The 24,405-nt window shown below is 52.7% G+C and carries 24 protein-coding genes and 1 other annotated feature; of the genes, 21 read left to right on the top strand and 3 right to left on the bottom strand.

Annotated features, from left to right (window positions below; genetic code table 11):
• The first annotated feature begins 1 nt into the window (after position 1).
• From yihA to KNP78_RS04085, 10 genes are all read left to right on the top strand, one after another.
• Positions 2-598: a ribosome biogenesis GTP-binding protein YihA/YsxC gene (yihA, locus tag KNP78_RS04130; RefSeq protein ID WP_034776812.1), complete on the top strand. Its 597-nt coding sequence runs from the start codon at positions 2-4 to the stop codon at positions 596-598.
• A 114-nt stretch (positions 599-712) separates the two neighbouring features.
• On the top strand, positions 713-1,891 hold the full coding sequence (locus KNP78_RS04125) for an AI-2E family transporter (protein ID WP_214823311.1): 1,179 nt from the start codon (positions 713-715) through the stop codon (positions 1,889-1,891).
• A gap of 185 nt (positions 1,892-2,076) precedes the next feature.
• The gene (hemA, locus tag KNP78_RS04120; protein WP_034776818.1) at positions 2,077-3,420 is read left to right on the top strand and encodes a glutamyl-tRNA reductase; all 1,344 of its coding nucleotides are present in this window, start codon (positions 2,077-2,079) and stop codon (positions 3,418-3,420) included.
• Positions 3,421-3,479: 59 nt separating this feature from the next.
• A complete protein-coding gene (hemC, locus tag KNP78_RS04115; RefSeq protein WP_214823310.1) occupies positions 3,480-4,397 on the top strand; it encodes a hydroxymethylbilane synthase in 918 nt (305 codons plus the stop codon).
• The gene (locus KNP78_RS04110; RefSeq protein ID WP_214823309.1) at positions 4,390-5,055 is read left to right on the top strand and encodes a uroporphyrinogen-III synthase; all 666 of its coding nucleotides are present in this window, start codon (positions 4,390-4,392) and stop codon (positions 5,053-5,055) included. Before hemC ends, KNP78_RS04110 begins: the two co-directional genes overlap by 8 nt.
• The gene (gene hemB / locus KNP78_RS04105; RefSeq protein WP_214823308.1) at positions 5,052-6,032 is read left to right on the top strand and encodes a porphobilinogen synthase; all 981 of its coding nucleotides are present in this window, start codon (positions 5,052-5,054) and stop codon (positions 6,030-6,032) included. The genes KNP78_RS04110 and hemB overlap by 4 nt, the downstream gene beginning before the upstream one ends.
• Positions 6,029-7,333, top strand: a complete 1,305-nt coding sequence (gene hemL / locus KNP78_RS04100; protein ID WP_214823307.1) for a glutamate-1-semialdehyde 2,1-aminomutase — start codon at positions 6,029-6,031, stop codon at positions 7,331-7,333. The genes hemB and hemL overlap by 4 nt, the downstream gene beginning before the upstream one ends.
• A gap of 47 nt (positions 7,334-7,380) precedes the next feature.
• Positions 7,381-7,601: a binding site (T-box leader), on the top strand.
• Between the two features lie 55 nt (positions 7,602-7,656).
• Positions 7,657-10,308, top strand: coding sequence for a valine--tRNA ligase (locus KNP78_RS04095; RefSeq protein WP_214710482.1), 2,652 nt, complete (start codon positions 7,657-7,659; stop codon positions 10,306-10,308).
• A 94-nt stretch (positions 10,309-10,402) separates the two neighbouring features.
• Positions 10,403-11,185 (top strand): hypothetical protein, encoded by a 783-nt coding sequence (locus tag KNP78_RS04090; RefSeq protein WP_214823306.1) that lies wholly within the window; start codon positions 10,403-10,405, stop codon positions 11,183-11,185.
• A gap of 40 nt (positions 11,186-11,225) precedes the next feature.
• Positions 11,226-11,573: a hypothetical protein gene (locus KNP78_RS04085; RefSeq protein ID WP_029595848.1), complete on the top strand. Its 348-nt coding sequence runs from the start codon at positions 11,226-11,228 to the stop codon at positions 11,571-11,573.
• 200 nt (positions 11,574-11,773) lie between these two features.
• On the opposite strand, the gene KNP78_RS04080 is transcribed toward KNP78_RS04085, so the two are convergent.
• The 3 genes from KNP78_RS04080 to KNP78_RS04070 form a co-directional block, all read right to left on the bottom strand.
• The gene (locus KNP78_RS04080) at positions 11,774-11,974 is read right to left on the bottom strand and encodes a hypothetical protein (protein WP_214823305.1); all 201 of its coding nucleotides are present in this window, start codon (positions 11,972-11,974) and stop codon (positions 11,774-11,776) included.
• Complete coding sequence (locus KNP78_RS04075; protein WP_167491820.1) at positions 11,971-12,147, bottom strand: hypothetical protein; 177 nt, start codon at positions 12,145-12,147, stop codon at positions 11,971-11,973. The genes KNP78_RS04080 and KNP78_RS04075 overlap by 4 nt, the downstream gene beginning before the upstream one ends.
• Positions 12,148-12,234: 87 nt before the next feature.
• The gene (locus KNP78_RS04070) at positions 12,235-13,671 is read right to left on the bottom strand and encodes a protein adenylyltransferase SelO (RefSeq protein WP_214823304.1); all 1,437 of its coding nucleotides are present in this window, start codon (positions 13,669-13,671) and stop codon (positions 12,235-12,237) included.
• A 108-nt stretch (positions 13,672-13,779) separates the two neighbouring features.
• Between KNP78_RS04070 and KNP78_RS04065 the strand changes: the two genes are divergently transcribed.
• The 11 genes from KNP78_RS04065 (at position 13,780) to KNP78_RS04015 (ending at position 24,400) form a co-directional block, all read left to right on the top strand.
• A complete protein-coding gene (locus KNP78_RS04065) occupies positions 13,780-15,000 on the top strand; it encodes a bifunctional folylpolyglutamate synthase/dihydrofolate synthase (protein WP_214823303.1) in 1,221 nt (406 codons plus the stop codon).
• An 84-nt stretch (positions 15,001-15,084) separates the two neighbouring features.
• Positions 15,085-15,513 (top strand): type IV pilus modification PilV family protein, encoded by a 429-nt coding sequence (locus KNP78_RS04060; protein ID WP_214823302.1) that lies wholly within the window; start codon positions 15,085-15,087, stop codon positions 15,511-15,513.
• Entirely contained in the window at positions 15,510-15,965 is a 456-nt protein-coding gene (locus KNP78_RS04055; RefSeq protein ID WP_251130117.1) for a prepilin-type N-terminal cleavage/methylation domain-containing protein, read from the top strand. Before KNP78_RS04060 ends, KNP78_RS04055 begins: the two co-directional genes overlap by 4 nt.
• Positions 15,949-17,454 carry a DUF7305 domain-containing protein gene (locus KNP78_RS04050; RefSeq protein WP_214823301.1) on the top strand — a complete coding sequence of 502 codons (1,506 nt, stop codon included), beginning with the start codon at positions 15,949-15,951 and terminating at the stop codon, positions 17,452-17,454. The genes KNP78_RS04055 and KNP78_RS04050 overlap by 17 nt, the downstream gene beginning before the upstream one ends.
• Before the next feature lie 27 nt (positions 17,455-17,481).
• A complete protein-coding gene (locus KNP78_RS04045) occupies positions 17,482-18,738 on the top strand; it encodes a VanW family protein (RefSeq protein ID WP_138859750.1) in 1,257 nt (418 codons plus the stop codon).
• Positions 18,735-19,028 (top strand): hypothetical protein, encoded by a 294-nt coding sequence (locus KNP78_RS04040; protein WP_138859749.1) that lies wholly within the window; start codon positions 18,735-18,737, stop codon positions 19,026-19,028. Before KNP78_RS04045 ends, KNP78_RS04040 begins: the two co-directional genes overlap by 4 nt.
• 1 nt (position 19,029) lies before the next feature.
• Positions 19,030-20,688, top strand: coding sequence for a GspE/PulE family protein (locus tag KNP78_RS04035; RefSeq protein WP_138859748.1), 1,659 nt, complete (start codon positions 19,030-19,032; stop codon positions 20,686-20,688).
• A 4-nt stretch (positions 20,689-20,692) separates the two neighbouring features.
• On the top strand, positions 20,693-21,727 hold the full coding sequence (locus KNP78_RS04030; protein WP_214791637.1) for a type IV pilus twitching motility protein PilT: 1,035 nt from the start codon (positions 20,693-20,695) through the stop codon (positions 21,725-21,727).
• Between the two features lie 4 nt (positions 21,728-21,731).
• A complete protein-coding gene (locus KNP78_RS04025) occupies positions 21,732-22,949 on the top strand; it encodes a type II secretion system F family protein (RefSeq protein ID WP_029595836.1) in 1,218 nt (405 codons plus the stop codon).
• Between the two features lie 141 nt (positions 22,950-23,090).
• Positions 23,091-23,552, top strand: coding sequence for a prepilin-type N-terminal cleavage/methylation domain-containing protein (locus KNP78_RS04020; RefSeq protein WP_214791635.1), 462 nt, complete (start codon positions 23,091-23,093; stop codon positions 23,550-23,552).
• Positions 23,553-23,647: 95 nt separating this feature from the next.
• Entirely contained in the window at positions 23,648-24,400 is a 753-nt protein-coding gene (locus KNP78_RS04015; protein WP_214791633.1) for a prepilin peptidase, read from the top strand.
• Positions 24,401-24,405 lie beyond the last annotated feature (5 nt).

The following is a 24,405-nucleotide window of genomic DNA, read 5'->3' as shown; positions in this document are numbered from 1 at the left end:
AATGAAAATCACTAAAGCAGAATTTGTCACGAGTGCCGTCGCACCGGACCATTATCCGATTCACGAGTTGCCGGAAGTCGCACTCGCTGGACGTTCGAACGTCGGGAAATCGTCGTTCATCAACAAGATTTGTCAGCGGAAAGCGCTCGCGCGCACGTCTTCAAAGCCAGGGAAGACGCAGACGCTGAACTTCTTCAACATCAACGATGAGATCATGTTCGTCGACGTTCCAGGTTACGGCTACGCGAAAGTCTCGAAGACGGAGCGCGAGAAGTGGGGCGTCATGATGGAGCAGTACTTGACATCGCAAAGCGCCCTCCGTGGCGTCGTCCTCTTGGTCGATATCCGTCATGAACCGTCGGGCGACGACGTGACGATGTACAACTTCTTGAAGCATTACGAAATTCCGGTCATCGTCGTGGCGACGAAGCTCGATAAGATCAAGAAAGCGCAACGTCAAAAACATGAGGCGGCCGTCAAACGGAAGCTACAGTTCGAATCGACGGATCGGTTCGTCGCCTTCTCGGCTGAGACAGCCGAAGGGAAAGACGAGGCGTGGAAAGCGATTTACGATTTGTTGACGCAAGACGAAGATTGAGCGAAGACGAGGGAACCCCCTCGTCTTTTTTGTTTTCAGGGTTACGCGAGCGGGTAAGTATCGTATAATTGTCCTAATTACATAAGACAAGAGAATCTAGAACGAGGTGGAAAGATGCAAATCATGTTTCAAAACAAATGGTACCGCTTCTTATTTTGGACGCTAACGATTTTCTTGGTCATCTGGGTCGGGACGGAAATTTCTTTCGTATTCCAACCAGTCCAAGTCATTTTGGCGCTCGTCACGGTACCGCTCATCATTGCTGGACTTTTCTATTATTTCTTAGTCGGGATTGTCGACTTCTTAGAAAAACGGTTGAACGGCAAACGGCCGCTCGCTGTCGGCATCACGCTCGGGGGACTCGTGCTGATCTTTACGCTCGTCTTCAGCATCCTCGGACCGGTGCTCGGCGAGCAGGTCACGTCGCTCGTCAACGCGATGCCGAGTATCGCCAAAGAGTTGCAGGTACAGGCGTTCGCTGTCCGTGACTCGCTCATGCAAAACGAGTTCTTGTCACGCTTCATCGCCGAGAACGATGATATGTTCACCGATTTCACGAACAACGTCACGACGTACCTCGGTGACATCTTCGGGAACATCGCCTCATCGCTCGGCCAATTTGTCGGCTTTATCACATCGGCCGTCATCACGATCGTCGTCATTCCGTTCATGCTTTTGTATATGCTCTTGGACGGGAAACGACTTCCGGATTCGATCGTCAAGCTGTTGCCGTCGAGTTATGAGAAGGAGACGCGCAACATCTTGCATGACATGCATACGACGGTTAAAAACTACGTCCATGCCCAGTTGATCGTAGCATTCTTCGTCGGGATCACGTCGCTCATCGGATTGTGGATTATCGGACTCGACTATGCCATCCTGCTCGCGCTCTTCATGATGGTGACGAACATCATCCCGTACGTCGGACCGTTCCTCGGTGCGGCACCGGCCGTCGTCGTCGCCTTCATCCAAGACCCGATCAAAGTACTCTGGGTCATCGTCGTCATCATCATCGTCCAACAGATCGAATCGAACGTCATCTCGCCGCTCATCCAAGGCAAGTCGCTCAAGGTGCACCCATTGACGATTATCATCGTCTTGCTCGTCGCCGGAAACTTGGCCGGGATTATCGGGATGCTCATCGCGGTGCCGTTCTATGCGGTGGCAAAAGTCGTCGTTCAAAACATCGTCCGGATTTACAAGCTGAGGGAGCGAAAACATTACCTCGAAGCGGAAGAGGAAGATGAGAAGCCAGAGAGCCAAATCATCACCGATCCGTCGTCTCTGAAATGATTAAACAAGTAGAAATGGTCTCCATGTCCGTTTCTACTTTTTTCTGTCACAAAAAGTTCTTAAATTATTTCACAAAAATCGAACAGAAGATTATAGTTCCTAAATAAAAATTGTTATAATGTACGGTAGAGATGTGAAAAAGAAGAGACAACCGTCGGTGGATTTTGGATGAGGGGAAGAGGTACATGCATATTGTCGTCGTTGGACTAAATAACAAGACAGCCCCTGTCGCGATTCGGGAGCAGTTCTCGTTTGGGGAGCAAGAAATCGTGGACGCGATGATTGCACTTCGCGAAGAGAAGAGCATATTTGAATCGGTTATTTTGTCGACTTGTAACCGGACGGAGCTATACGTCGTCACAGACCAGCTCCACACCGGACGTTATTATACAAAACGCTTTTTAGCGAACTGGTTTGATTTAGAGATGGACCAATTCACCCCTTATTTATCGATTCGTGAAGGAGAAGAGGCAATTCGCCACTTGTTCCGCGTCACGTCTGGACTCGATTCGATGATCATTGGGGAAACACAGATTTTAGGACAAGTGAAATCAAGCTTCTTCCGCGCCCAAGAGAACGGGACGACGGGAACGGTGTTCAATAAACTGTTCAAAGAGGCCGTGACGCTCGCCAAACGCGCCCATACCGACACACAAATTGGGGAAATGTCGGTATCGGTCAGCTCGGCAGCGGTCACGCTCGCTCAAGGGATGTACAACCGTCTCGATGACAAACAAGTCGTCGTCGTCGGTGCCGGTGAGACGGGCGAATTGACGACGCTCAACTTGTTCGAGGCCGGTGCGAAACAGATTGCCGTCTTTAACCGGACCGAGAGCAAAGCAAAAGCGGTCGCCGACAAGTTCCAAGGCCGGGCCCACTCGATCCGTGAGATCGCCTGTGGATTGCTCGACGCTGATATTTTGATCAGCTCGACCGGCGCCAAAGAAGCGGTCATCGCCTATGACGATGTCGCCGCCGCACAACTGCTTCGCCGTGAACGTCCACTTTTGTTAATCGACATTGCCGTGCCGCGAGATATCGATCCAGCGGTCCGGGCGCTTCCGGGCGTCCATTTGTTCGATGTGGATGACCTGAACGGGATCGTCAACAAAAACTTGGCGGCCCGTCTCGTCGAAGCGGAAAAGATTGAAATCAAAATCGACGAAGCGATTCAAGAGTTCCAAACGTGGCTCGTCACACTCGGTGTCGTCCCGATCATGAACGAGTTGCGCGCCCGCGCCCTCACTGTTCAAGAAGAGACGATGGAAAGCCTCGAGCGTAAGCTTGACCATCTATCGGACCGGGATAAAAAAGTCATCGGTAAACATATGAAGTCGATCATCAATCAGATGCTTCGTGAACCGATCGACTACATCAAAGACGCCGCGGCGCAACCGGATGCGAACACACGCATCAACCAGTTCGTCGAGACGTTCGGCCTTGATGTCGACGTTCCTGACGTCGAGCCGGAAATGGAAGAGACAGAAGCGATGTCAGCGAAAGCACCACTCCGCGCTTTGATGCGCTAATACAAAATCAAAAAAGGCGGCGGATCTCGTCGCCTTTTTCTATGAAGGGGATATGGACTATGCGTAAAATTATCGTCGGCTCACGCCGTTCACAACTTGCGATGACACAGACGAAATGGGTCATCGAGCAATTGAAGAAAGCCGGGGCTCAAAACGAGTTCGAGATCAAGGAAATCGTGACGAAAGGTGACCAAATCGTCGATGTCCAGTTATCGAAAGTCGGCGGCAAAGGGTTGTTCGTCAAAGAGATTCAGCAACAAATGATTGCCGGGGAAATCGATTTCGCCGTCCATAGCATGAAAGACGTGCCGGCCGAGTTGCCTGAAGAGCTCTTTATCAGCTGCATGCCGAAACGCGTTGACGCCCGTGACGTGCTCATCTGCGAGAACGGATATACGCTCGAGACGCTCCCGGAAGGTGCTGTCATCGGGACGAGTTCACTTCGTCGCGGTGCGCAGATGCTCGCCGCCCGTCCTGACTTCGAGATTCAATGGATCCGCGGAAACATCGACACACGCCTCAAAAAACTTGAGACGGAAAACTTCAACGCCATCTTGCTCGCCAAAGCCGGGCTCGAACGCATGGGGTGGACGGACCGCGTCGACTTCGAAGCGCTTGACGCTGACATGATGGTCCCGGCGGTCGGCCAAGGTGTACTTGCCATCGAAAGCCGGAAAGACGACGCTGAAGTGACGAATGTTTTGCAACTCCTGCATCACGACGTGACGGCGAAAGCGGCGACGGCGGAGCGGACGTTCCTCAAGGCGATCGAAGGAAGTTGCCACGTGCCGGTCGGCGGTTATGCGACGGTCAACGGGGACGACGTGACACTGACAGGCCTCATCGCCTCGGTCGACGGCAAAGAAGTGCTCCGCGTGACGAAGACGTCGTCTGACGCGGTCGCACTCGGGAACGAGGTAGCAGACGATCTTCTCGGACGCGGCGGGCGCGAAATTCTCGCCTCGGTCAATGCGTGACGTCTGGTACACAGGGACAAAACGACTGACCGCTACGCAACGAGCCCGGCTCGCCGCGAGCGGTCTTTCCGTGCATCACGTCCCGCTCATCGAGACGAGATTGACGCACAACCAGATGCCGATTCACCGGTTCGATTGGCTCATCGTGACGAGCCAGACGGCGGTGCCGGCGCTCCGTGACGTCCCGCGCGACGTCCGGGTCGCGGCCGTCGGGGAAAAGACGAAACAAGCACTCGAGGCCGAGGGCTTCACCGTCTCGCTCATGCCGAAGACGTATACGGGCGAGGCGCTATTCCGTGACCTCGCGGACGTCGTAACAGCAGGCGAGGTCGTCCTGTTCGCCCGGGGCGACTTGGCGAACACGGACCATATGAAGCAACTCGAAAACGTCCATGACTGGGTCGTCTATGAGACGATCGGCCGTGAACTGACAGAGGCAGAAGTCGAGGCGCTCATGAACGTGGACGCGCTCCTCGTCCTCAGCCCGTCCGCCGTTCAGGCGATCACGCCGTACCTTGAACACTTCCACGGGACGTGGTACGCCATCGGTGAAGTGACCGAGCGCGCCGTCCGGGAAGTGTCGACGTTACCGGTCCGAGTGCCTGAGTGTTATACTATGGATGCATTAATACAGTGTATAGGGGAGGATTTTTCATGAACCAGTTTGACCGTCACCGTCGCCTTCGTTCATCGAAGTCGATGCGTGCACTCGTACGTGAAAATCATGTTCGGAAAGAAGATTTGATTTACCCGCTCTTCATCATCGAAGGGACAGACATTAAACGTGAAGTCAGCTCGATGCCTGGCGTCTTCAACTTCTCGCTCGACCGTCTCGAGGACGAGATCAAGGAAATCGTCGACCTCGGCATTCAATCAGTGCTCTTGTTCGGCGTGCCGGAACATAAAGATCCGGAAGGTACGGAAGCGTATCACGACCACGGCATCGTCCAAGAAGCGATTCGCAAAGTGAAAGAGTGGGCGCCACAGCTCACGGTCATCGCCGACACGTGCCTATGTGAATACACGTCGACGGGCCACTGCGGCATCGTGAAGAACGGTGACGTCGATAACGACGCGTCGCTACCGCTTCACGTCCAGACGGCGATCACGCAAGCGCAAGCAGGCGCTGACATCATCGCACCGAGCTCGATGATGGACGGCTTCGTCGTCGCCATCCGTGAAGGGCTCGACCAGAACGGGTTCAACCATATCCCGATCATGAGTTACGGCGTCAAGTACGCATCGGCGTACTACGGACCGTTCCGTGACGCGGCGCAATCGGCACCTGGCGAAGGTGACCGTAAAGGCTATCAGATGGACCCGGCCAACCGCCGTGAAGCGTTCCGTGAATCACAATCGGACGTCGAGCAAGGTGCCGACTTCATGATCGTCAAACCGGCGCTCGCGTTCATGGACATCATCCGTGACATGCGCGACTCGCTCGATATGCCGATTGTGGCGTATAACGTGAGCGGAGAGTACGCCATGGTCAAAGCGGCTGCCTTGAACGACTGGGTCGATGAGCAACGCATCGTCATGGAGACGATGGTCGGCTTCAAACGGGCCGGTGCGGACCTCATCGTCACGTATTTCGCAAAAGACGTCTGTCGCTATTTGGAAGGAGACTATTCATGACCTACAAACAAACACGCTCAGAAGCAGCGTTCGAACAAGCACGTCCGCTCATGCCGGGCGGGGTAAACAGCCCGGTCCGTGCCTATAAATCAGTCGGCATGACGCCAATCTTCGCTGAACGCGGTGAAGGCTCACGCGTCTACGATATCGATGGCAACGAGTATATCGATTACGTCCTCTCATGGGGACCACTCATCCTCGGTCACCGCGACCCGGTCGTCACGAAGGCGATTCAAGAGCAAGCCGAGAAAGGCTGGACGTTCGGGACGCCGACCGAGCTGGAAACGAAAATGGCCGAGCTCGTCATCGAGCGCGTCCCATCGATCGAGATGGTGCGCATGGTCAACTCGGGTACGGAAGCGACGATGGCGGCACTTCGCCTCGCACGCGGCTACACGGGCAAGACGAAAATCTTGAAGTTCGAAGGCTGCTACCACGGTCACGGCGACTCGCTCCTCATCAAGGCCGGTTCGGGCGTCGCGACGCTCGGCCTTCCGGACTCACCGGGCGTGCCGAAAGACTTGGCGAGCCAGACGCTCACGGTACCGTACAACGACTTGGATGCCCTCCGCGTCGCGTTCGAGAAGTTCGGCGACGACATCGCTGGGGTCATCGTCGAACCGGCGGCCGGCAACATGGGCTTCGTGCCACCGCAACCTGGATTCCTTGAAGGGCTCCGCGAGATCACGGAACAATACGGCGCGCTCCTCATCTTTGACGAGGTCATGACCGGGTTCCGGGTCGGCTACAACTGTGCCCAAGGTTACTTCGGCGTGACTCCGGATTTGACGTGCCTCGGAAAAGTCATCGGCGGCGGCCTTCCGGTCGGTGCCTATGGCGGGAAACGCGAGATTATGGAACAAATCGCGCCACAAGGACCGATTTACCAGGCGGGGACGCTCTCAGGGAACCCGCTCGCGATGATCGCCGGCTACACGACGCTGTCGCAACTCAAGCCTGAGCACTACGCCGAGTTCGAACGCAAAGCGGACCGTCTCGCCGAAGGCTACACGAAAGCGGCCGAAAAGTATAACATCCCGCACGACACGAACCGGGCCGGCTCGATGTTCGGATTCTTCTTCACGAACGAGAAAGTAACGAACTTCGAGAAGGCGAAGACGGCGAACCTCGACTTGTTCCGCGCTTACTATCAGAAGATGGCGGGGCGCGGTGTGTTCTTGCCACCGTCACAGTTCGAAGGATTGTTCCTCTCGACCGTGCACACGGACGAAGATATCGACCAGACGCTCGCAGCGGTCGACGCGACGTTCAAAGAGCTGCAACAAGAGTTTTCACTGTAATCTTGACGGAAACAGCTTCTGTCGCTACAATTGTTTAACAGATACGAACAAAAGCTACGATGAGGAATAGTACGCAATCAACATCCTTTTTCAGAGACGCGGCCACTTGGTGCGAGGCCGCGAAGGATGGTGCGGAAGTCGCCTCGGAGCTGACCTTTTGAACGAAGTAGGAAGGTCCGGTCCATCGACCGTTATTCGATTTTGAGGGCGCCACCTGTTGGCGAACTAAGGTGGTACCGCGGAAGATACGGCTTCTTTCGTCCTTAGCGTTAAGGACGAGAGTAGCCGTTTTTTTGTCCACATTATTAGAGGAGGTTGGGCATATGGCCAACGAGACAAACGAAATCACCATGCCGACGAAGTACGATCCAAGTGCGACGGAAGCGAAATGGTATGACTACTGGTTAGAGAACGACGTATTCAAAGCAGACGAGGACGATTCAAAACAGCCGTACACGATCGTCATCCCGCCACCGAACGTAACAGGGAAACTTCACCTCGGACACGCGTGGGACACGACGCTCCAAGATTTATTGACGCGCCTTAAGCGCATGCAAGGTTATGACGTCCTCTGGCTCCCAGGAATGGACCACGCCGGTATCGCGACGCAAGCGAAAGTCGAACAGAAGCTCCGTGAGGACGGCATCATGCGTTACGACCTCGGACGCGAGAAGTTCCTCGAGAAGACGTGGGAATGGAAAGACGAGTACGCCGACACGATTCGGGCCCAATGGTCAAAACTTGGCCTCGGTCTCGACTACTCACGTGAGCGTTTCACGCTCGACGAAGGACTTTCGAAAGCAGTCCAGGAAGTGTTCGTCCGTCTCTATGAGAAGGGCTTGATTTACCGCGGCGAATATATCGTCAACTGGGACCCGGCGCAAAAGACGGCCGTCTCGGATATCGAAGTCATCTATCAAGAAGTCGAAGGAGCATTCTACCACATGAAGTATCCGCTCGCTGACGGCTCAGGCCACATCGAGATCGCGACGACACGTCCGGAGACGATGCTCGGCGATACAGCCGTTGCCGTCAACCCGAAAGATGAGCGTTACGCGCACCTCGTCGGCAAGACGATCATGCTTCCGGTCATGAACCGTGAGATCCCGATTGTCGCTGACGACTACGTCGACATGGAGTTCGGTACAGGTTGCGTCAAGATCACACCGGCGCACGACCCGAACGACTTCGAGATCGGGAACCGCCACGAGCTCCCGCGTATCCTCGTCATGGACGAAGGAGGCAAGATGAACGAGAACGCAGGCAAGTACGAAGGGCTCGACCGCTTCGAATGCCGCAAGCAACTCGTCAAAGACCTAGAAGCGGACGGCACGCTCGTCAAGATCGAGCCGCACACGCACTCGGTCGGCCACTCGGAACGTTCAGGCGCAGTCATCGAGCCGTATCTTTCGAAACAGTGGTTCGTCGACATGGAGCCGCTCGCGAAAGCAGCGCTCGAAGCTCAAGGACATGACGATACGAAAGTCAACTTCGTCCCAGAGCGGTTCGAAGGCACATACCTCCGTTGGATGGAGAACATCCGCGATTGGTGTATCAGCCGTCAACTCTGGTGGGGCCACCGCATCCCGGCTTGGTACCACAATGAGACAGGAGAGATCTATGTAGGGAAAGAAGCACCGGCTGACAGTGAGAACTGGCACCAAGACGAAGACGTGCTCGACACATGGTTCTCGTCAGCGCTCTGGCCGTTCTCGACGATGGGCTGGCCGGACACGGACTCAGCAGACTTCAAACGTTACTTCCCGACGAGCGCGCTCGTCACGGGTTACGACATCATCTTCTTCTGGGTATCGCGCATGATCTTCCAATCGCTCGAGTTCACTGGGAAGCAGCCGTTCAACGACGTGCTCATCCACGGTCTCATCCGCGACTCGGAAGGCCGCAAAATGTCGAAATCGCTCGGAAACGGCGTCGACCCGATGGAAGTCATCGACCAATACGGCGCGGACTCGCTCCGCTGGTTCCTCCTTACAGGATCGACACCAGGGAACGACCTTCGCTTCTATTGGGAGAAGATCGAATCGACATGGAACTTCGCGAACAAGATTTGGAACGCGAGCCGTTTCGCCCTCATGAACATGGACGGCATGAAGTATGAGGATATCGATTTGTCAGGTGAGAAGACGCTCGCCGACAAGTGGATTCTCACACGCTTGAACGACACGATCGACCAAGTGACGCGTCTCGTCGACAAGTATGAGTTCGGCGAAGCCGGTCGTTACTTGTACAACTTCATCTGGGAAGAGTTCTGTAACTGGTACATCGAGATGGCGAAACTCACGCTCTACGGTGAGGACGAGGCGGCGAAAGCGACGACGCGTTCTGTGCTCGCCTACACGCTCGACTCGATCATGCGTCTCATGCATCCGTTCATGCCGTTCCTCACAGAGGAAATCTGGCAGCACTTGCCGCACGAAGGCGACTCGATCGTCCGTGCGAGCTACCCGACACGTCGCGACGAGCTCCACTTCGCGGACTCGGTACCAGCGTTCGAAGCGGTCATGAACGTCATCCGTTCGGTCCGTAACATCCGTTCGGAAGTGAACGCCCCGATGTCGAAACCGATTCAGCTCTTCATCGCGACAAGTGACGACACGACACAAGGGTACTTGAGCGAAAACGAAGCGACGATCGGCAAGTTCACGAACGCGACCGAGCTCGAAATCGGACGCGGCTTGGCGGCTCCTGATAAGTCGATGTCGGCCATCATGACGGGTGCGGAACTGTTCATCCCACTCGCCGACCTCATCAACTTCGAGGAAGAAATCGCCCGTCTTGAGAAAGAAGTGGCGAAGTACGAGAAGGAAGTCGAGCGTGTTCAGAAGAAACTCGGCAACCCAGGCTTCACTGGCAAGGCGCCGGCTCACGTCATCGACGAAGAGAAGGCGAAAGAGAAAGACTACCTCGACAAGCGTGACGCAGTCCGTGCCCGTTTGGAAGAGTTGCGTAAATAATGAATCAACCTTCTTTGGAGAGCTGTTCTCCGAAGAAGGTTTTTTTGTCGTTTGGTGGAATTTAGGAGAGGAGACGATATAAAGGTGGAGTGACATGAGACGAATCGGAATGATGTTAGGTTTGGCTGTGATGGGATTGAGTGGGTGTGTGGCGGAACGAGCGGAACGAGCTGAACCGAGCGAACCGATGGAATCAGGAGTGACAATTAATGAAAGTGCAGAAGAGACGTCTTCCAAAGATATTCCCGTAACGACGGACAAAGAAGTGTTCGGCTCGATGATTGAGGACGTGCCAAAAGGGACCGTTCGATTAGTTGATGCGGTCACGGCCCAATACACACTTCAATATACAGATGGTACGTCCGAGCGACCAGCGAGAGACGGTGTAATCTATGAAACCGTCATCGATGATCTCGGGCTCATTGCCATTAAGTTACCAAACCGCGACGATTCGTTCGGCGTATTCAACTATTCACGGGACGAGGAGTGGGGGTTGCACGGGATTCAAAACTTTACGATTCCCGAGGCGGCCGAAAAAGTCCGACACGGGTTGGACTTGCCTGAAGAAGAGCTGTTTGTCGCCAACTTCGAGATGAGTCAGCTCGAGCGGCCGGTGGAGATGTGGACGTTGTATGATGAGACGCAATGCATCACGATTTTAGTGACCGATGCGTCCAGTGTGGCAGACGGAGAATTGATTGACCGGCGAGACGATTCAAATGAACGGTATCGCTTGAATCAACCGGAAGGGAACGGCTTGTTTTACGTAGACCAGGGCAAGCTCATCGTCGTGACGGGCAATGTGTCGGAAGAGGTGTTGCTCGACCTCTCGGACTCGCTACCAGAGGCGTGGTCGGTGGATTTTCCGATGAACTGATCATACTTGTGACATCAACTATTCAAGAGGAGGGAATGCCATGCCGTACACACACGAATTCGGTGTATTGGATTCAACAAATCGTCAATCATCATATGATACGTATACACCTGAACACTTCGATTGTGTCTCGGTGGATGGGGAGTGGGTGGATGAGTTTATCGAGGAGCTGAACGAGATGCGCACGTATTTCCACTCCTATGACCGTCCTGGATTCGGATTAGACGAATGCGGGATCACGCTCATTCCATATGAGTCACTGGCGCTGTTCTATCAAGTCGTCAAAGCGATGATGTACACGCATGAGTCGGAACAACTGAATCGACTTATTTCCAAAATCACACAAGCCCAAGTAGACAAGAAGGACATGATTCATTTCGGACTATGAGTCTATAGAAAAGAACGACCCCGAGCATCGTCATCGATGTTCGGGGTTTCGTTTGCGTTCGATGTAGATTATGCCAAATACAGTGGCGGCAAACAAAACATGCAAGAGGGGCGGTTGAGGATAACCAATGCGGAGTAGATGAATGACATAGACGACATAAAGGATGCTGCCGAATACTAGCGAGATGGAATAAAAAACCTTCATACGTCCTCTTCCTCCGGTTCTGTCCAAAACGGAAGGCGACCGGTTGTCACGAAGTAAGACGACGTGAGCAGAACACCAATCGCAAGGCCAGTCAATTGCGACTGAATCGGCTGACTTGTCAACGACAGATAAAAACCGTAGACGAGGTAGGATGTTGACACGACGATAAGTGTCATGAGCAAGAGTGTCGTTTTCATTTTGTTTCACTCCATTCGAGCTCGTTCAAATGCTTCATGAACTGGACGAACGAGACACCTAGGAAGAAAGCCGGCATTGTCCAGACCCAATTGCTTAGAAACGGACCTTGCCAGAGCTCGAGCGAAATCATGCAGGCAAAGCCTAAAGAAATAAGTGAAGCGAGTAGTCGCATTATAAAACCTCCAAACAGATTTTGTCTATTCTACGTGGTGAATAGCCAAAAGGTTCCAAAAAAACCATCCCGCGAAAGCGAGATGGTTCATGTGCCGCAGAACGTCTGATACGGATAAGTCCGTGGCGGTCCAGGTGAGACATAGCGTCCATAGTCGGCTTCGTAATCGTACGGCTTCCGCAATACGTCGAGTAATGCATGCGTCGGTTCAAAGTCACCGCGTTCGGCTGCCATGAGGGCGGCCTCGACGTGATGGTTGCGCGGGATGACGGCCGGGTTATGCTGACGCATGAGCCGAGTGACGTCTTCGTCCGGGAGACCTTGTTCTCCAAGACGTTTCTGCCAAGCGGCGAGCCACGCCTTGCCGTCATCTCGATTGGCGAACGCAAGGGAATCTGTATCGCCGAGCGTGAGGGCGCGGAACGTGTTCGTGAAGTCGGCCTCGGTTTCCATCATGAGCCGGAGCAATTCGTCCGTCAGTGCGTCGTCTCCGTCTTTTCGCACGTAGAGTCCGATTTTATGGGCGAGCCCAGTGAAATACGTCTCTTTATACGTTTCCGTGTAGTCGTTCAACAGCTTGTTGGCGATATCGACGGCCTTTTCTTGTGTGTCAGCGAGGAGCGGGAGCAACGTCTCGGCGAGGCGGGCCAAGTTCCATGACCCGATATACGGCTGATTCGCATAGGCGTAGCGTCCCTCGCGGTCGATCGAGCTGAAGACGGTATTCGGGTGATACGTATCCATGAACGCACACGGGCCATAATCAAGCCCTTCACCGCTGATGAACGTATTGTCCGTGTTCATGACGCCGTGGATGAACCCGACGAGCTGCCAATCCGCGATCAGTTTCGCCTGCCGGGTAATGACGCGGCCGAGGAACTGTTCATAGCGGTCCGGTTGTCCTGCAAGGTCAGGGTCGTGGCGCTGAATCGCATAATCAGCGAGCGCAACGACGTCATCAATTGATCCGGCCGCGGCGGCGTATTGGAACGTACCGACACGTAAATGGCTTGCCGCGACGCGCGTCAGAACGGCGCCGTGCTTCGGTCCTTGGCGCATGATCGGCTCACCGGTCGTGACGACGGCGAGCGCCCGGTTCGTCGGGATGCCGAGCGCGTGCATCGCCTCACTGATGAGGAATTCACGCACCATCGGACCGACGGCGGCTCGGCCATCACCGCCACGCGAGTACTCGGTCGGACCCGAACCTTTCAATTGAACGTCGACACGCTTTCCATTTGGGGCAACGTGTTCTCCGAGCACGAGCGCCCGTCCGTCACCGAGCATCGTGAAATGGCCAAATTGGTGGCCGGCATACGCTTGCGAGAACGACGTGTCGGTCTGACGATTCCCGGCGAAGAGTGCGACGTCTTGAGACGTTTCGGCGTCGAGACCGAGCGTCTTGGCGAGTGCTTCGTTCCACAGGACGAGTTCGGGCTTGTCGACCGGATGGACCGGTCCCCGGTCGTAAAAAATGTCACGGAGATCGAGGTAGGTCGCCTCGAAGTTCCAACTGTTGGTCATAGTAATTCCCCCTTCTTCGCCTCGAGTATAGCACAGCCGATTCCTTGCGTAGCGCTTCGCGAATTTTGGTAAGATGAGAGGGAAGTGTGAAAACAGGAGTGATGGAAGATGGAGACGAGACAAGACGTATTGGAATGGCTGAACGGGCAGCTGCGGTTCGGGATCAAGCCCGGGCTCGAACGCATCGAGTGGATGTTGAACGCACTACAAATCGAGGAGTTGCCGTCGATTCACGTGGCAGGGACGAACGGAAAAGGGTCGACGGTCGCTTTCTTGCGGGCGATGGCGCACGCGGAGGGGTTGAACGTCGGGACGTTCATCTCGCCATACATCATCCAGTTCGAGGAACGGATCATGTTGAACGGGGAGCCGATTCGGGAAGACGACCTCGTCCGAATTGCTAATCGGGTTCGTGACTGTGCGAGTGCGTCACCGGAGACGTTGACGGAGTTCGAACTGCTGACGGTCATGGCGTGGCTCTATTTCCATGAGCAACAGCCTGACCTCGTCATTTGGGAAGTCGGTCTCGGCGGCCGCCTTGATTCGACGAACGTGTTGACGCGACCGCTCGCGACAATCGTGACGTCGATCGGGCACGACCATCAAGGGATTCTCGGCGACACGCTCGAAGAGATCGCGCTCGAGAAGTTCGGCATCATGAAGCGGGGCGTGCCGATGTTCCACAGTTTGACGGATGAACAGTTGGTCACGTTGCTCAAGCGACAAGGGGAGACGATGGACGTATCGATTCACGACGTCACTCCACTCGTCACATCAATTGAGGACGGGACCGACACGGTCGTCACATATGATGGATTGGATCCAGTGACGCTCGGGTTGACCGGACACCATCAAGCTTATAACGGGGCGTGTGCCGTCGCCGTCGCGCGCCACCTCGGCTGGAAGGCGGAAGCCATTCGAGCGGGGCTCGAGGCGGCACAACACCCGGGTCGCTATGAGCTCATCTCGAGACAGCCCCGCATCGTGCTCGATGGGGCACATAATGCGGAAGGGGTCGCCGCGCTCGTTGAACAGTTGAAGCTCGAGCGTGACGTGACCGTCCTCGCGGCCATTCTTGCCGACAAGGACCGAGAAGCGATGATCGCGTCGCTCCAGATGGTGGCGGATGTCTATGAGACGACGTTCGATTTCCCACGTACCCGGACGAAAGAAAGTCTAATTGCCGACGGGGCCCGTTACGTGGACTGGCAAGAATGGTTGGCCGCATGGCTCGAAGCGCCGAAATCCGAGACGCTTGTCGTGACCGGGTCGCTCTACTTTATCAGTGCGGTCAGAAATCATTTAGCTAAAGATATTCAAAAAATGTAAGAAAAAGATTATAGGTGTGGGATAATAGGCTTAGATTGGGATAAACTGAATGGGAATCCACTTTGAGGAGTAGTGAGGTGCAATATGGAGAGTGAGAAAGGTTTCACATTAGTAGAAGTATTAGTTTCTATTGTTCTCCTCGGTATTATTTTTACAAGTTTTTATGGACTTCTCGTTCAAAGTGCCCAAACGAATACGGTTTCTCGGACGATGATGGATTTATCTTACGTTGCTCAAAATGAATTCGAGCTGATGAAAGCAAAAGGGCAGGAGACTAGTGCCAAGACGAGAATTCAAATAATTGAAGAACTCGGCTATACCTATCGACAAACGTCCTTAATAAATGGGACGGTATGGCTGGAATTCTCAAAACCGATTCCACTTGATAATCGGCGCATCGTTTTAAGGGTGGAGAATAGTCCCTCAGCTTTAAATCGAATCATTATCGAAGTGTTTGAAGAGGCAACGATTGACTCTAATACAAAACTGGAGGGCGTCTTGAGGTGGGGATGAAGCAATTTGTTATCAAAATCCGTAATGAATCAAAAGGCGTTACTTTAGTCGAACTACTGGTGACAATAGTCATTAGCTCAATTGTTGTAATCGTATTGGCAAATATTTTGACTGGTCTTGTTCAATTCAATCAATCCGAAAAAGTACGAGATCATCAGACGGCAGAGATGCGATTAGTCATTAAGATGATTACTACTGATGTTCGCAGAAGCAGCACGTTTGAAATGAATTCCTCAGCTTTGACTGTGAATAGTCGTACATACAAAGAGAGTAATGGAGTCATTTATCGAAACAATGAAGTGATTGCGCGAGGCATCGAATCGTTGACGTTTAATTTCAAGGATCAAATGTTAACAATCGATTTAAAACTTGAGGGTGTTAATCAACCTTCAAAAGTCGTAACGACAAAACTGTTTATCGGGGAAGGTGTGGCAGTTGAAAACTTGGAATAATTGGCGCCTCGCCAAAGAAGAAAAAGGGAATACTCTCATCTTAGTCTTGATAGTGATCTTACTGTTTTCTTCAATTGGTTTAAGCATGATTCAGTCTAGTTTGAATTCTGTGTCGCTTTCGGATGGGGAAGTCAAAGAACAATCTGCCTACTACATCGCTGAAAGTGGCATCACGTATACACTTGATCAGATTCAACAAGCGCTCGACGAGGTGGAAGATTTAAACAAAATGACGGATGAACAGTACTACAACTATGTAAATGCCAACATTTTAACTGGTACTCAACCTCGAGTGTTTTCTTCGTTTGAGAAACAGAAAGGCATTCAACCGATGGCTATGGTAACTGTAAAGATGAGTAATGTTTCATCTGATCGAACGGTTAGAGACTACATCATCACATCGACTGGTCAGGTCGGTGAGCGAAAAAAAACGTTGCAAACAAGTTACTCGTTGGATCTCGAGCGGACGCCAGGACCAACCCTTCCTTCCAACTTAGGAATATACTCCAAAGGAAAAATGAAGCTCGCTAACGGAGTTGTGACAGGTAATATCCTCCTAGAATCGAACGCTCAAAATATGTTAGAGGTTACTGGAAATCCGACAATCAACGGAGCTGTCTACACGTTACCCTCGTCTCATTCCAAAACTATTTTGGCGCCGAATTGGTGGCTGGATCAAAAGAGACCTACAATTTACAAAGAAGACTTTAATTTAGGTGTAACACTTCCTGACTTTCCGTCAGCAAATGATTTCAATTATAAGATGATTCCCGATACTACTTTTAAAGCGGGCAGCAGTCAATACCAAGTGATTTCAAAAGGTAACATCAATATTTCGAACTGGATTGTCAGTGATTATGAGCTCATTTTGGATCAAGATTATAAAGTGAACGACATTAACTTGAGTAGTAACTATCGTTTGACGATTAACGTGAAAGATAAGGATGTGTCCTTATATGTTAATTCGATTCAAGGAACCGGACATTTAGATGTGAAGAGTCAACCGGGTGGGAGTTTGACGATGTACCTAGCTGACAACATTTCATTAAACGGTCATGTGAACGAAAGCGATGGGAATGATTTGTTCATGTATATCGGACCTTCTAATGGTCAAACGAAACTAGTAAAGAGTTCTGGTTATGGGAAATTTAATGCCTCGATTTATGCGAAAGATGCCAACTTAGAGTTCGTTGGTTCGGCCTCCCTGAATGGAAGTATTTTGTCAGGTGGGGAAAATGTGAAAGTTACCGGTGGGACTCAAATCAATGTACCAAAAAAATTAATTTTTGCTCCGAACGCCCATGTCGAGATTATTGAAGGCGGTACGGTAAACGGTGGTATTGTTTCCGACACGTTTACAATTAGCGGTGGAGCGAAAGTCAATGCAGCATCAATTGAATTAGACGACTTACCCTTCTTCGGAGAGGCAAGTTCAGAAACAAACTTGATTGTAAAGAAAGGGACTGTTAGAGAAATTGCTAACCCATGAGAACTTTTACAAAGTGGAGGAATTTAAATGAAACAGTTTGGAATGCATGTCTCCATCCTCATCGGACTTGTCTTACTCGTATCGCTGCCAACGATTGGTCTTGTCAATTATCTCGAAGCATCAGCGAAGACAAATGCTACATATAAAGAGACAACGGTTGCCGGTATCGATGTATCAGGGATGACGAGAGAAGAGGCGATCATTCGACTTGATAATGCAATCAAAGATTTTAATAATACACCATTCGCATTGACACTAGTCGATGGAACGGTACTCGAGGTCGGTAAGGATACCGTCGCTTATAATGTCGAGGCAACCCTCGACGGAGTAACAGAGTCCGGTACTTATTCACTCGTTACGACGGTTGATGAAGAACGACTTACTCCGTACCTCAATAATCAACCGGTGACGCTCACCATGGTCACGCCCCCCCTCGTTGAAGCAGCTTCGAACTTTAATTCAGATGTTATTTTAGAGATGACGGCTACCGAGAGCGAAGTTGTCTCATCCATAACTATAAGTCCGACGCCTGCGATGCGTTCAGCAGTTGAACGAATGAATGGTTTCGAGATGGAGGCTGGAGATATTTTCAGTCTGAAGACGTTCGGAGAAGACTTTGACGCACTCAGTACGCTTGGTTCGTCTATGTATCAACTGTTCGCAGCGACACCGTTCCAAATCCTTGAACGTGTGCAACATGAGACGCTACCGGCCGGCGTTGAGCTCGGCTACGATGTCAAAATCGACGATCGTTCGAACTTCGCTGTGCAGAATACGGAACAAACTTCATATGCGCTGATCGTATTAGAAGAAGGGAACACAATGACAATTCAATTGCTCGGTAAAGCATTCGTTGGAGCTTATGAGTCACGTGTCGAAGACGTGACAAGCGTACCGTTCCAGAATGTCGTTCGCTTCTCATCTGCACTCACAGCAGGCAGTTCATCTGTCACTCAGTCTGGACAGACGGGTGAGTCGGGCAAGTTATATCGTGTCCGTATTACGGAGACTGGTGAGTCATTAGAACTTCTCGGTTTTGATTTCTACGAACCAATTCCGGAAATCGTGACAAAGAGTTCTGTACCGGTTCCTGAGCCCGAGCCTGAACCAGAACCGACTGAACCGATTATTATTCCAATTTTGCCGGATAATCCGGAAGAATGGCTAAATGAATGGCTACTAAATGACGATGTACAAGATAACAACGACGACGGATATGAACAACAGCCGCCGGTTCAACAAGAAGATCCAACCGCGGTACCAAATGAGGGGGCAGTCGGATGATTGGATATTTGATATTGGTTGCCTTTTGGGTACTCGCAACTCTGACCGTGTTCGCCTTATCCATTCCACACACACGAAAGCGTGAGACGAAAGGTATTATTTCACTTTTTGTGGCTTTGCTTTCACTTGGAGTATACAGCGTTTATAACGAAGGGCTCGAGCGAACGTGGTGGATTTGGGCCCTCCTTGCACTCGTTTTAATTAGCGGTGCGGCGCTCAGTTCGTTCGTTGAACAACGAGGCTCCGCACAGGTGGTGCCTCAGGAGGAACCACAGAGGATGGTGAAGTAAGGTGAGACGAACGAAAAAACGACTTGGCGAGATGCTCGTCGAGGCGGGGTTAATTACGCAAGAACAACTCGACGAAGCGCTCGTTCAAAAGCGGACCGGGGAAAAGCTCGGGGATGCGCTCATGCGATTGAACTATTTGACCGAGACACAATTGATTCAAGTACTGCACGAACAATTAAATGTACCAGTCATTTCTTTATACGCGCAAGACATCAATGTGACGGTGACGAAACTCGTCCCGAAAGTTATTGCTCAAAAACATGACATTATGCCAATTGAGTTACAAGGGAACACGCTGTTCATCGCAACGGCGGACCCGCTCGACTTGATCGCCATCGATGACGTCCGGCTTCAGACGGGAATGAACATCGAGGTCGGGATCGCCACGCGCGAACAGATTCGTAAAACGATCAGCCGCTATTATGAGATGGATGCGTCACTCATCGAGATTCTGAAAGAAGAAGCGCCTGAACTCGAGCGCGAGGAGACGGCGTCGCGCGATGACGCCCCGGTCATCCGGCTCGTCAATCAGCTCTTCTTGAGTGCGATCGACCAGCGCGCCTCGGATATTCACTTCGACCCGCACGAGAAGCAGTTGCACGTCCGCTTCCGGGTCGACGGTGATCTTCGGACCGAAACGATTTATCCGAAGAAGATTCAAAGCGTCATGCTGACGCGCCTTAAGGTCATGAGTAACTTAGATATCACCGAGAGCCGTTTGCCGCAGGATGGACGTATCAAATATACGCTCCGGGGCCGCCCGTACGACTTCCGCGTCTCGACGCTCCCAACGATGTATGGCGAGAAAATCGTCATCCGGGTGCTCGACTCGTCGGAAGGATTGACCGATTTGACGAAGCTCGGCTTCGGCGACCAGAACGAGGCGGTGTACCGCGACATGTTGAAACGGCCGAACGGGATAATTCTCATCACCGGGCCGACGGGATCAGGGAAGTCGTCGACGCTCTATGCGTCGCTACGCGAACTGAACGAGGAATCGAAGAACATCATCACGGTCGAGGACCCGGTCGAGTATCAACTCGACGGCATTAACCAAGTCCAGGTCAACGCCAAGGTCGGCTTGACGTTCGCGTCGGGTCTGCGTTCGATTTTGCGACAAGACCCGAACATCGTCATGGTCGGGGAGATTCGGGACACCGAGACGGCCGAGATTGCCATTCGAGCGTCGTTGACCGGTCACTTGGTGTTGTCGACACTACATACGAACTCGGCCATCAGCTCGATCACCCGCTTGATTGACATGGGAGTCGAACCGTTCCTTGTCGCCGCCTCGACATCCGGGCTCGTCGCCCAGCGGCTCGTCCGGCGCGTCTGTCGCGACTGCGGTCATGAACAGCCGGTCTCGAAGCGCGAGCAGGAACTGTTTGCCGCTGAAGGGATTCCGGTTGAACGAATCATGCGCGGCAACGGTTGTGCCTCATGTAGCTTCACAGGTTATCGTGGACGGCTCGCCATCCATGAGGTCGTGCCAATCGATGAAGGGTTGCGCCGATTGATTATGAACCAGGCGACGGAAGCCGAGATGGTCGCCTACGCGAAAGCGCAAGGTGCCCGCTTCCTCCTTGCCGATGGGCTCGAGAAAGTCGCGTTCGGACTGACGAATACCGAGGAAATATTGAGAACAGTGATAACGGAGTGAGTCTATGATCCATCAGTCGATTGAAGTGATTTTAACGAAAGCGGTCGAACAACGCGCCTCGGACATCCATTTGACCGCCGGCTCACCGCCGATCATCCGGGTTGACGGGAGCCTCATCACGATGGGTGATGAGAAAGTGTTGCCGCTCCATATCGAAAGCTATTTGAAAGACATCATGACCGAGGAGATGCGGGGGCGGCTCGAGATGCAGCGCGACCTCGACTTCTCGTTCGGGGTCCCGAGCGTATCGCGGTTCCGCGTCAACGCCTATTACCAGCGGGGCACGGTCGCGATCGCGTTCCGTTCTATTTCCGGGGAAATCCCGACGATGAACGAGCTCGATTTGCCGCAAGTGCTGAAACGTTTGATTGAAAAGCCGTACGGGCTCATCCTCGTCACCGGACCAACGGGGTCGGGGAAATCGACGACGCTTGCCGCGATGATTCATGAAATCAACCGCACACAGCGGAAACGCATCATCACGCTCGAAGACCCGATCGAGTATTTGCATTCGCACGACCAAAGCATCGTCGACCAGCGTGAGATTGGCTCCGACGTCATGAAGTTCGTCGACGGTCTTCGGGCCGCGCTCCGTCAAGACCCGGATGTCATTTTGCTCGGGGAGATGCGTGACCTTGAGACGATTTCGACGGCGATGACGGCCGCTGAGACGGGGCATCTCGTCATGGCGACCCTCCATACGTCGAGCGCGATGTCGACCGTCAGTCGGGTCATCGACGCGTTTCCGGCCGAGCAACAGGATCAGATTCGGACCCAGCTCGCCAACGTCCTGCTCGGTGTCGTCAGTCAGCGCTTGTTCCCTCGCGTCGACGTCCCGAAAGGTCGTGTCGCCGCGATGGAGATTATGATTGGCAATCCGGCCGTCGCCAACTTGATTCGGAACGAGAAGGAGTTCCAACTCCCGACCGTCATCCAGACGAACCGGCAGAACGGGATGCAGACGATGGACATGGCGATTGAACAGCTCGTCCGTCAAGGCGTCATCAACCCGAACGCCGTACCAAATGAAGAGAGGTGACTGAATGGCCATCTTCCAATACGAAGGTAAACTGCTGAACGGGAAGCGTAAGAAAGGGCGGGTCACTGCCGTCTCGCTCCGCGAAGCGAAAGAAAAGCTGCGCCAAGAATCGATTCTCGTCACCGAGCTCGCTGAACTCGAGTCGACGGGATTGAATAAAGAAGTCAACCTGCTCCCTGAGCGGGTCAAGATTGAACATTTGATTATGTACGTGCGCCAGTTCGCGACGCTCATCCGGGCCGGTGTGCCGATTGTCCGGGCGACGTCCATCTTACGCGTCCAGACCGAATCGAAAGTGTTGAAGAAGACGCTCAGCCAAGTCGAGGACGATTTGCGCGAAGGGATCGCGTTCTCGGAGGCGATCAAGAAACATCCGCGCGTGTTCTCGAACTTCTTCAGCTCGATGGCGCTCGCGGGTGAGGCGAGCGGGAATTTGGAGGAGGCGCTCGACCAAATCGGGCTCCAACTCCAAAAACAATATGACGTCAAACGGAAAGTCATCTCGGCGTTGACGTATCCGCTCGTCGTGTCGATCGTCGCCATCGGCGTCGTCGCGTTCCTCATGGTGAACGTCGTCCCGACGTTTGCGAGCATCTTCGGACAGCTCGGTGGGGAACTCCCGCTCATCACGCGTATCGTCGTCGCCGTCTCCGATTTCGTTGCCGCCTATTGGTGGCTCATCTTCGGTGGGGCGCTTCTCGCCCTGCTCGTATTCACATGGATGTTGAAGCGCGATAAGGAACGGTATGTGATCGATGGATTGTTGTTGAAGATGCCGATTTTCGGGCCGATCGTCCTAAAGTCGCAAATCGCCTTATTGACCCGAAGTTTGGCCGTCTTGCTGCAAGCGGCGGTCCCGATTTTATCGGCGATCGAGATCACCGAGAAAATCGTCTCGAACCGGGTCATCCGCAAAGGTCTTGCTCAAGCACGTAAGATGATGGCGCAAGGGATCCCGCTCCATGAACCGCTCGAACGGAACGATAGCTTCCCGCCGCTCATGACGCAAATGATTGCGGTAGGCGAGGAGAGCGGGGATTTGGACTCGATGCTGAACGAAGTCGCGGAGTTTTATGAGACCGAAGTCGAGACGACGACAGACCGTTTGAAGTCGATCATCGAGCCGCTGTTAATTGTCGTCTTGGCGAGTATCGTCGGCGTCATCGTCATCGCGATTGTCGTCCCGATGTTCCAAATTTATGGCGATATCCAAAATCAGTAGAAACTTTTTATTTATTTGCAGATTTGCATCTTTTCAATCCTAAATTTTGAATGTATAGTAAAATTGTTCTACTAGTATTAGGTCAAAGGTAATGAATCTAGCTTACATCACAGCAAAACACACAAAAGGGGAGAATGAATCATGTTAGAAAAAATGAAAATGATTTGGCAAGATGCCAAACAATTGAAAGATGAGCGCGGACTCACACTCGTCGAGTTGCTCGTCGTCGTCGTTATCTTGGGGATTATCGCAGCGATCGCCGTTGTCGCAATCGGTGGGATTATCGAGAACTCGAAGAAGGACGCGATGGTTGCCGATGCGAAACAAATGGTAAGTGCGGCGAAGTTGTATACTGTTTCTAACAGTGTAGAAACAACTGAAGCTCTTGATTTTAAAACTACTGATGGTAAAGAATTTATTGCATCTATGAACGATCCTTTTAATACAGATAATGAATACGGCACAGCAGTTGTCGATATTACTAACACAGACGGTAAATATTCATACACAGTTCATTTAGTTGGTTCGAAATTCCAATTCGCGGACAATACTTCAGAAAGTTCATTGAAGAAAGATAATCTGGCAAAAGTAACTGCAAAATAATAATAAGTTCATCTCCGGCTGGCGCTGGGCACTCGCTCAGCCTAGCCGGTTTTCTGTTTTTGGCATATACTTACAAGTAAGGGAAGTGACCTTGATTGGTTGAACTTATTGGACTCATTTACAGCCTCGTCCTCGGGGCCGTCATCACGTCATTCACGAACGTCGTCGGGCTCCGCGTGCCACGCAAACAGTCCATCGTCACGCCGCGCTCGCACTGTCCGTCATGCGGACACGTCCTCTCCGCTGGGGAACTGATTCCGGTCTTCGGTTACGTGTTCCTGCGCGGGAAATGCCGCGGCTGTGGCGGGCGGATCGCGCCGACGTACCCGCTCTTTGAATTACTTGGAGCGGTCGGTTACGCCTATAGCTTCTGGTTGTATGGCTTCAGCCTCACGACGCTCCTCGCCTTCGTCTTCTTGTCGACGCTCCTTGCTTTGGCAATGTCGGATCTGTCGACGATGCTCGTCCCGAACGTCATCTTGCTGTTCACGGCACCGGTCCTCCTCTTGCTCGCGTATAGCGCGGGTATGGCCTGGTGGAGCCCGCTTGCAGGAGCGGCGCTCGGCTTTTCCGTCCTCGCCACCGTTTTTTTCGTTTCCAAGGGGGGACTTGGGGCCGGCGATGTCAAACTATTTACAGTAATCGGGCTCGTCCTCGGGCCACGCGACGTACTCGTCGCACTCTTTTTATCGAGCTTGATCGGCGCGATCGTCGGCTTGACGCTGATCGGCTTGAAACGGATGGATCGCAAACAGCCGATCCCGTTCGTGCCGTCAATCGCACTCGGCACGATGCTGACGTTTTGGTTCAGCGAAAACTTCTTTGAATGGTATTTTGATTTGATGTAGGGGGA

Origin of the sequence: Exiguobacterium sp. s28 (assembly GCF_018618135.1) — a bacterium.
Lineage (GTDB): Bacteria > Bacillota > Bacilli > Exiguobacteriales > Exiguobacteriaceae > Exiguobacterium > Exiguobacterium mexicanum_A.
This window is presented reverse-complemented; position numbering and strand designations above follow the sequence as displayed.